Annotated in this window: 4 protein-coding genes; all 4 read right to left on the reverse strand. The window is 72.3% G+C overall.

What is annotated here, in order from left to right:
• Window positions 1-137: 137 nt before the first annotated feature.
• Window positions 138-2,687, reverse strand: a complete 2,550-nt coding sequence (gene pheT / locus ACFUN8_RS36660) for a phenylalanine--tRNA ligase subunit beta (protein WP_383647580.1) — start codon at window positions 2,685-2,687, stop codon at window positions 138-140.
• Entirely contained in the window at window positions 2,687-3,817 is a 1,131-nt protein-coding gene (gene pheS, locus ACFUN8_RS36665; protein WP_383647583.1) for a phenylalanine--tRNA ligase subunit alpha, read from the reverse strand. The genes pheT and pheS overlap by 1 nt, the downstream gene beginning before the upstream one ends.
• Before the next feature lie 180 nt (window positions 3,818-3,997).
• Window positions 3,998-5,260, reverse strand: a complete 1,263-nt coding sequence (locus ACFUN8_RS36670; protein WP_383647586.1) for an ATP-binding protein — start codon at window positions 5,258-5,260, stop codon at window positions 3,998-4,000.
• A gap of 95 nt (window positions 5,261-5,355) precedes the next feature.
• Window positions 5,356-6,195 carry a TrmH family RNA methyltransferase gene (locus ACFUN8_RS36675; RefSeq protein ID WP_383647590.1) on the reverse strand — a complete coding sequence of 280 codons (840 nt, stop codon included), beginning with the start codon at window positions 6,193-6,195 and terminating at the stop codon, window positions 5,356-5,358.
• Window positions 6,196-6,286: the final 91 nt, after the last annotated feature.

Consider the following 6,286-nt stretch of genomic DNA (forward strand, 5'->3'; position numbering starts at 1 on the left):
GTACCATAAGGGCAAGGGCATTAGCTGGCTTCCGTAACGCCGGGCTCGCGGGGTGGTCTGCCGCAAACGGCGGAGGGGCGTCGCCGTTTTCTGGTCCGGCGACGCCCCTCGATCGTGTCATCCCAGCCGCACGCGGCTCACGCCCCGCGCAGCACCGCCCCGGTGCGCTCGGCGGCCAGCGCCACCGCGGCGTCGCGCGCGGCGGACGCCTCGTCCACGGTCAGCGTCCGGTCGGCGGCACGGAACCGCAGGGCGTACGCCAGCGACTTCCGCCCCTCGCCCAGCTGCTCACCGGTGAAGACGTCGAACAGCCGCACCGATTCGAGCAGTTCACCCGCGCCCTCGCCGAGCGCCCGCTCCACGTCGGCGGCCGGTACGTCCTCGGCCACCACCAGCGCCACGTCCTGCGTGGCGACGGGGAAGGTCGAGATGCGCGGCGCCCGCAGCGGACCCGTGCCCGCCCGCTCCACGAGATCCAGTTCCAGCTCCATGGCGCAGGTGCGCTCCGGCAGGCCGTACGCCTTGATGACGCGCGGGTGCACCTCACCGGCGTGGCCGACGAGCGTGCGCTCGCCGTCCACCGTGGCGTACAGCGCCGCGCAGCGGCCCGGATGCCACGGCGCGTGCTGATCGGCCTCGACCGTCAGCTCGACGCCCGCCTCGGCGGCGACCGTACGGGCCGCCTCGACCGCGTCCGCCCAGTCGGCGGGGCGGCCCGCGCCCCACCAGCCGGCCTGCTCACGCGCGCCGGCGAGGACGACGGCCACGCGGCGCGGCTGCCGGGGCAGCGCGGCGTCGAGCGTCGCCAGTTCCTCGTCCGTGGGCCGCCGGTCGACGGGCAGCCGGGGCGGCACCTTCTCCTCGCCCGTGGGCCGGAAGACCAGCCCCGTCTCGTACAGCGCCAGATCGTGCGAGCCACGGCCGTCGTTGCGGCGCAGCGCGCCGAAGAGACCCGGCAGCAGTGTCGTGCGCATCTCGGGCTCGGTGTCCGCGAGCGGGTTGACGAGCGTGACCGTACGGCGGCGGTCGTCGTCGGCGGGCAGCTGGAGCTGGTCGAGCTGCGCCGTACCGACGAACGGGTAGTTGAGCACCTCGACATAGCCCGCGCCCGCCAGCGCGCGGCCGACCCGGCGGCGCAGCCGCTGCCGCTCCGTGAGCCCGCGCCCGGCCGGCGGCCGGGGCAGGGTGGAGGGCAGATTCTCGTACCCCTCCAGCCGGATGACCTCTTCGGCGAGGTCGTTGATCTCGCGCAGGTCGGAGCGCCAACTCGGGACGGTGACGATCAGCTCGTCCTGTCCCTGGACGTCGCAGCCGACCTGCTGGAGCCTGCGGACCACGGTCTCCCTGCCGTACACGAGACCGGCCACCCGGTCGGGGTGGTCGGCGGCCATCGTGATGGTGTGCGGTCCGGACGGGGCGACGACCTCGGTGACTCCGGCCTCCGCCGAGCCGCCCGCGAGCAGCACCAGCAGATCGACGGTCCGCTGCGCCGCGGCGGACGCGGCGTGCGGGTCGACACCGCGCTCGAAGCGCCTGGACGCCTCGGACGGCAGCTTGTGCCGGCGGGCGGTGCGGGCGATCGAGATCGGGTCGAAGTGCGCCGCCTCGATGACGACCTCGGTGGTGCCGCGTGCCGCGCGTTCGGCGGCGGACGAGGACAGCGGGCTGGCCGCGATCTCGCCGTCGGCGATCTCGGTGTCGGCGCCGCCCATCACCCCGGCGAGGCCGATCGGCCCGCGGTCGTCGGTGATGACGAGGTCGGCCGCGTCCAAGACGCGCTTGACGCCGTCGAGCGTGGTCAGCTCCTCGCCCTGCTCGGCGCGCCGGACGCCGATCGCGCCGTCCACGCGGTTGCGGTCGTACGCGTGGAGCGGCTGGCCGATCTCCAGCATCACGTAGTTGGTGATGTCGACGGCCAGCGAGATCGGCCGCATCCCGGCCTTCTGCAGCCTGCGCTTGAGCCAGATCGGCGAGCGCGCCTCGGGGTCGAGCCCGGTGACCGTACGCGCGGTGAAGTGGTCGCAGCCCACGGGGTCGGCGATCTCCACGCGGTGGCCGTACGAGTTCGGCGCGGGTACGTCGAGCAGCGCCGGGTCGCGCAGCGAGAGCCCGTACGCGGTGGCGGTCTCACGGGCGACGCCGCGCATCGACAGGGCGTAGCCCCGGTCGGGCGTGACGGCGATGTCGAGGACCTCGTCGACGAGCTGGAGCAGCTCGATCGCGTCGGTACCGACCTCGTACTCCGGCGGCAGGACGATGATGCCGCCGCTGCCGTCGTCGCCCATGCCCAGCTCGCCGCTGGAGCAGATCATGCCGTGCGAGGTCCGCCCGTACGTCTTGCGGGCGGAGATCTCGAAACCGCCGGCCAGCACGGCGCCGGGCAGGACCACGACCACCTTGTCGCCGACGGCGAAGTTCCGCGCGCCGCAGATGACTTCCTGCGGCTCACCGGTGCCGTTGGCGTCGCCGACGTCGAGCGTGCAGAACCGGATGGGCTTCTTGAACTCGGTCAGCTCCTCGACGTCAAGGACCTTGCCGACGACGAGGGGGCCCTTGAGCCCGGCGCCGAGCTGTTCGACGGTCTCGACCTCAAGACCGGCGGGGACGAGCTTGGCCTGCACGTCGCGGCCGGTCTCGGTGGCCGGCAGGTCGACGTACTCACGCAGCCAGGAAAGCGGGACGCGCATCAGATCTCCATCCCGAACGGCCGGGTGAACCGGACGTCACCCTCGACCATGTCTCGCATGTCCTCGACGTTGTGGCGGAACATCAGCATCCGCTCGATGCCGAACCCGAAGGCGAATCCGCTGTACTTCTCCGGGTCCACACCGCAGGCGACGAGCACCTTCGGGTTGACCATGCCGCAGCCGCCCAGCTCGATCCAGCCCTCGCTGCCGCAGGTGCGGCAGGGCCGGTCCGGGTTGCCGACGGACTCGCCGCGGCACACGTAACAGACCATGTCCATCTCGGCGGACGGCTCGGTGAAGGGGAAGAAGTTCGGCCGCAGCCGGGTCTTCATGCCCGCGCCGCCGAACAGCTCCTGGACCATGTGGTCGAGGGTGCCCTTGAGGTCGGCCATGGTGAGGCCCTCGTCCACGGCGAGCAGTTCGACCTGGTGGAAGACCGGGGTGTGGGTGGCGTCCAGCTCGTCCGTGCGGTAGACGCGTCCCGGACAGATGACATAGACGGGCGGCTCCCGGTCGAGCAGGGCGCGCGCCTGGACCGGTGAGGTGTGCGTGCGCAGCACCACACCGGACTCGTCGCCCGACGTGCCGTCCGGGCCCTGGACGAAGAAGGTGTCCTGCATCTGGCGGGCCGGGTGGTCGGGCACGAAGTTCAGGGCGTCGAAGTTGAACCACTCCGCCTCGACCTCGGGCCCGTCCGCGACCGCGTACCCCATGGCCGTGAAGATGTCCTCGATGCGCTCCGAGAGCGTGGTGAGCGGGTGCCGGGCGCCGGCGGGGATGCGGTCGTAGGGCAGCGTGACGTCCACCGCCTCCTCGACCAGCACGCGCGTGTCACGCTCGGCCTCCAGCTCCACCTGCCGGGCGGCGAGCGCCTTGTTCACGGCGCCGCGGGCCTGGCCGACGCGCTTGCCCGCCTCGGCCTTGGCCTGCGGCGGCAGCGCGCCGATCTCACGGTTGGCGAGCGAGAGCGGTGAGGTGCCACCGGCGTGCGCCGTCTTCGCGTGAGCGAGCGCGTCGAGGTCACCTGCGGCGGCGAAGGCGGCGAGCGCCTCGTCCCGCATGCGCTCGATCTCTGCCGGTTTCAGCGCCTCGACCTCGACTGGGTCGTACGACTTGTTGGGTGCGGACATCTCTTCCCGTACTTCCGGTTGACCGGGCAGGACCCGGGCGAAAACGACCCCGCTCGATGGCCGAGGACGCAAAGGTGCCAAGGGTCGAGTCTAAAGGCCGTGCGGAGTGAACCAGCCCGTGGGCGGTCTCAGGCCCGCCCGTCAGCCACCACCGCCCTACCTGACACTTCGTGGCGAAGTTTATTTCAGATAGGCCGGGGCGCCGACGGGCAGGATAAATCGGAACTGGGCCCCGCCACCTGGTCCGCGGCCGACGGTGATCGTCCCGCCGTGCGCCTCGACGATGCCCTTGACGATGTACAGACCCAGGCCCGTGCCACCGCGCTTGCTCCCCCGCCAGAAGCGGGTGAAGACACGGCCCATCGACTCCTCGGGGATGCCGGGCCCTTCGTCGCTCACGGTGACCGCCGTTCCTTTCGCACCGCCGTCCGCGTGCGTGTGCTCCGCGTGCCCGTGGTCGACATGCTTGACGTGGGCGGGTGCCACCTCGATGGTGACGGTTCCCTCGCCGTGGCGCACCGCGTTTTCCAGGAGGTTGCCGAGTATCTGGTCGATCTTGTCGGGGTCGGCCCACAGGGCGGGCAGCGGCTGCTGGATCCGTACGAGGAAACGGTCCGGGGACTGGCCGGACGCGGTGATGGACTGGATGTGGCGGCCGACGGCCGTGCCGATGTCGACCGGCTGGCGGCGCACTTCAAGGCGGCCGGAGTCGATCCGGGAGATGTCGAGCAGCTCGGCGATCAGCCGGGTCACGCGGTTGGCGTCGGCGTCGACGGTCTCCAGCATGAGTTTCTTCTGGTCGTCGGTGAACCGTTCCCACTTGGCGAGCAGCGTCGCGGTGAAACCCTTCACGGAGGTGAGCGGGGAGCGCAGTTCGTGCGCGACGGTCGCGATCAGCTCGGCGTGGCTGCGTTCGGTACGGCGGCGGGCCTCGGTGCCGCGGATGCTGATGACGAGCCTGCGTACGGGCCCCTGGGGGTACGCGCGTACGTAGCGGGCGGAGACGAGGACCTCACGGCCGCCGGGCAGCAGCAGATTGCGCTCGGGCTGGCCGAAGCGGGTGAGGAGACCGCCGTACGGATCGGTGAGCGCCCACCAGCGGCGGCCTTCGAGGTCTTCGAGGGGCAGCGCGCGCTCCAGCGGGCTGCCGACGGCCTCGGCGGCGACGACGGCGGTGATCCGGGCGGCGGCGGCGTTGAAGCAGATCACGCGGCCCGTCTCGTCGGCGACGACGAGACCGTCGGGGAGGTCGTCGGGATCGATCCCGACGTCGTGTGCGAAGTCCTGTGCGAGGTTCTGCCCGACGCCCTGTCCGATGCCCTGTCCGAGGTCCGGCGGTGTCTCTCCCCCCAGGTCCCGGCCGAGGTCCGGTGCGCCGGCGTCGCCCGGATCAGGCCTGACGGGTCCCCGTGTGATGGCCGACCCGCTCGCCCCGACCGTCATGCCCGCATCCCACCTCTTCCGAAGAGCACAGTGGGCCCCCGACTTGCCCGTCACCCTACTAGCTCTCATCGCTCAAGGTGACTGCGCGGACCCCCTCAGCTCGCGGTGCGGACACGCTGCGCCCGAGCCGAGGCGTAGAGACATACGGCCGCGGCGGTCGCCAGGTTCAGACTCTCGGCCCTGCCGTGGATCGGTACGCGTACGACGGCGTCCGCCAGCGCCCGGGTCTCGGCGGGCAGCCCCCACGCCTCGTTGCCGAAGATCCAGGCGGTCGGGCCGCCCATGGTGCCCGCGTCCAGCTCGTCGTCGAGGTCGTCGTCGCCCGCTCCGTCGGCGGCCAGGATCCGGACGCCCGCGCCCCGCAGGCCCGCCACGGCCTCTTCGACGGGCACGCCGACGGCGACCGGCAGATGGAAGAGCGAACCGACCGACGCCCGGACCGACTTGGGGTTGTAGAGGTCGACGGACGCGTCGGTGAGGACGACGGCGTCGGCGCCCGCCGCGTCGGCGCAGCGCAGCACGGTGCCCGCGTTGCCGGGGTCGCGTACGTGCGCGAGGACGGCGACGAGGCGGGGGCGCGCCCGTAGGACGGACTCGAACGGTGAGTCCAGGAAGCGGCAGACACCGAGCAGGCCCTGCGGGGTGACGGTCTGGGAGACGTCGGCGACGACGGCGGCGTCCGCGTAGTGCACCTGGGCCCCGGCGGCGCGGGCGGCGTCGACGATGTCGGCGTACCGCTCGGCGGCCTCGACGGTGGTGAACAGCTCGATCAGTGTGGGGAGGCCGTCGTCGCCCCGGTGCGCGACCGCCTCGCGTACGGCCTGCGGGCCCTCGGCAATGAACCGGCGTTCCTTGCCGCGGAAGGCCCGTCTGACGAGCCGCCGGGCGGCGGTGACACGCGGGGAACGCGGAGAGATCAGCTCGGGGGTGCCCATGGGCGGCGGCTCGCTTCTCGTGCGGACGTACGCGCGTACGCGCGCGTGGCGGGAGGTGGCGTACGTGCTCCGTGTACGGGGTGGAACGCGC

This window comes from Streptomyces sp. NPDC057307, assembly GCF_042667665.1.
Taxonomy (GTDB): domain Bacteria; phylum Actinomycetota; class Actinomycetes; order Streptomycetales; family Streptomycetaceae; genus Streptomyces.

What these genes read in the sequence shown, in the direction of transcription:
- pheT (WP_383647580.1), bottom strand. Translation starts at nt 2,687, where the DNA reads ATGCGCGTCCCGCTTTCCTGGCTGCGTGAGTACGTCGACCTGCCGGCC.
- pheS (WP_383647583.1), bottom strand. Translation starts at nt 3,817, where the DNA reads ATGTCCGCACCCAACAAGTCGTACGACCCAGTCGAGGTCGAGGCGCTG.
- ACFUN8_RS36670 (WP_383647586.1), bottom strand. Translation starts at nt 5,260, where the DNA reads ATGACGGTCGGGGCGAGCGGGTCGGCCATCACACGGGGACCCGTCAGG.
- ACFUN8_RS36675 (WP_383647590.1), bottom strand. Translation starts at nt 6,195, where the DNA reads ATGGGCACCCCCGAGCTGATCTCTCCGCGTTCCCCGCGTGTCACCGCC.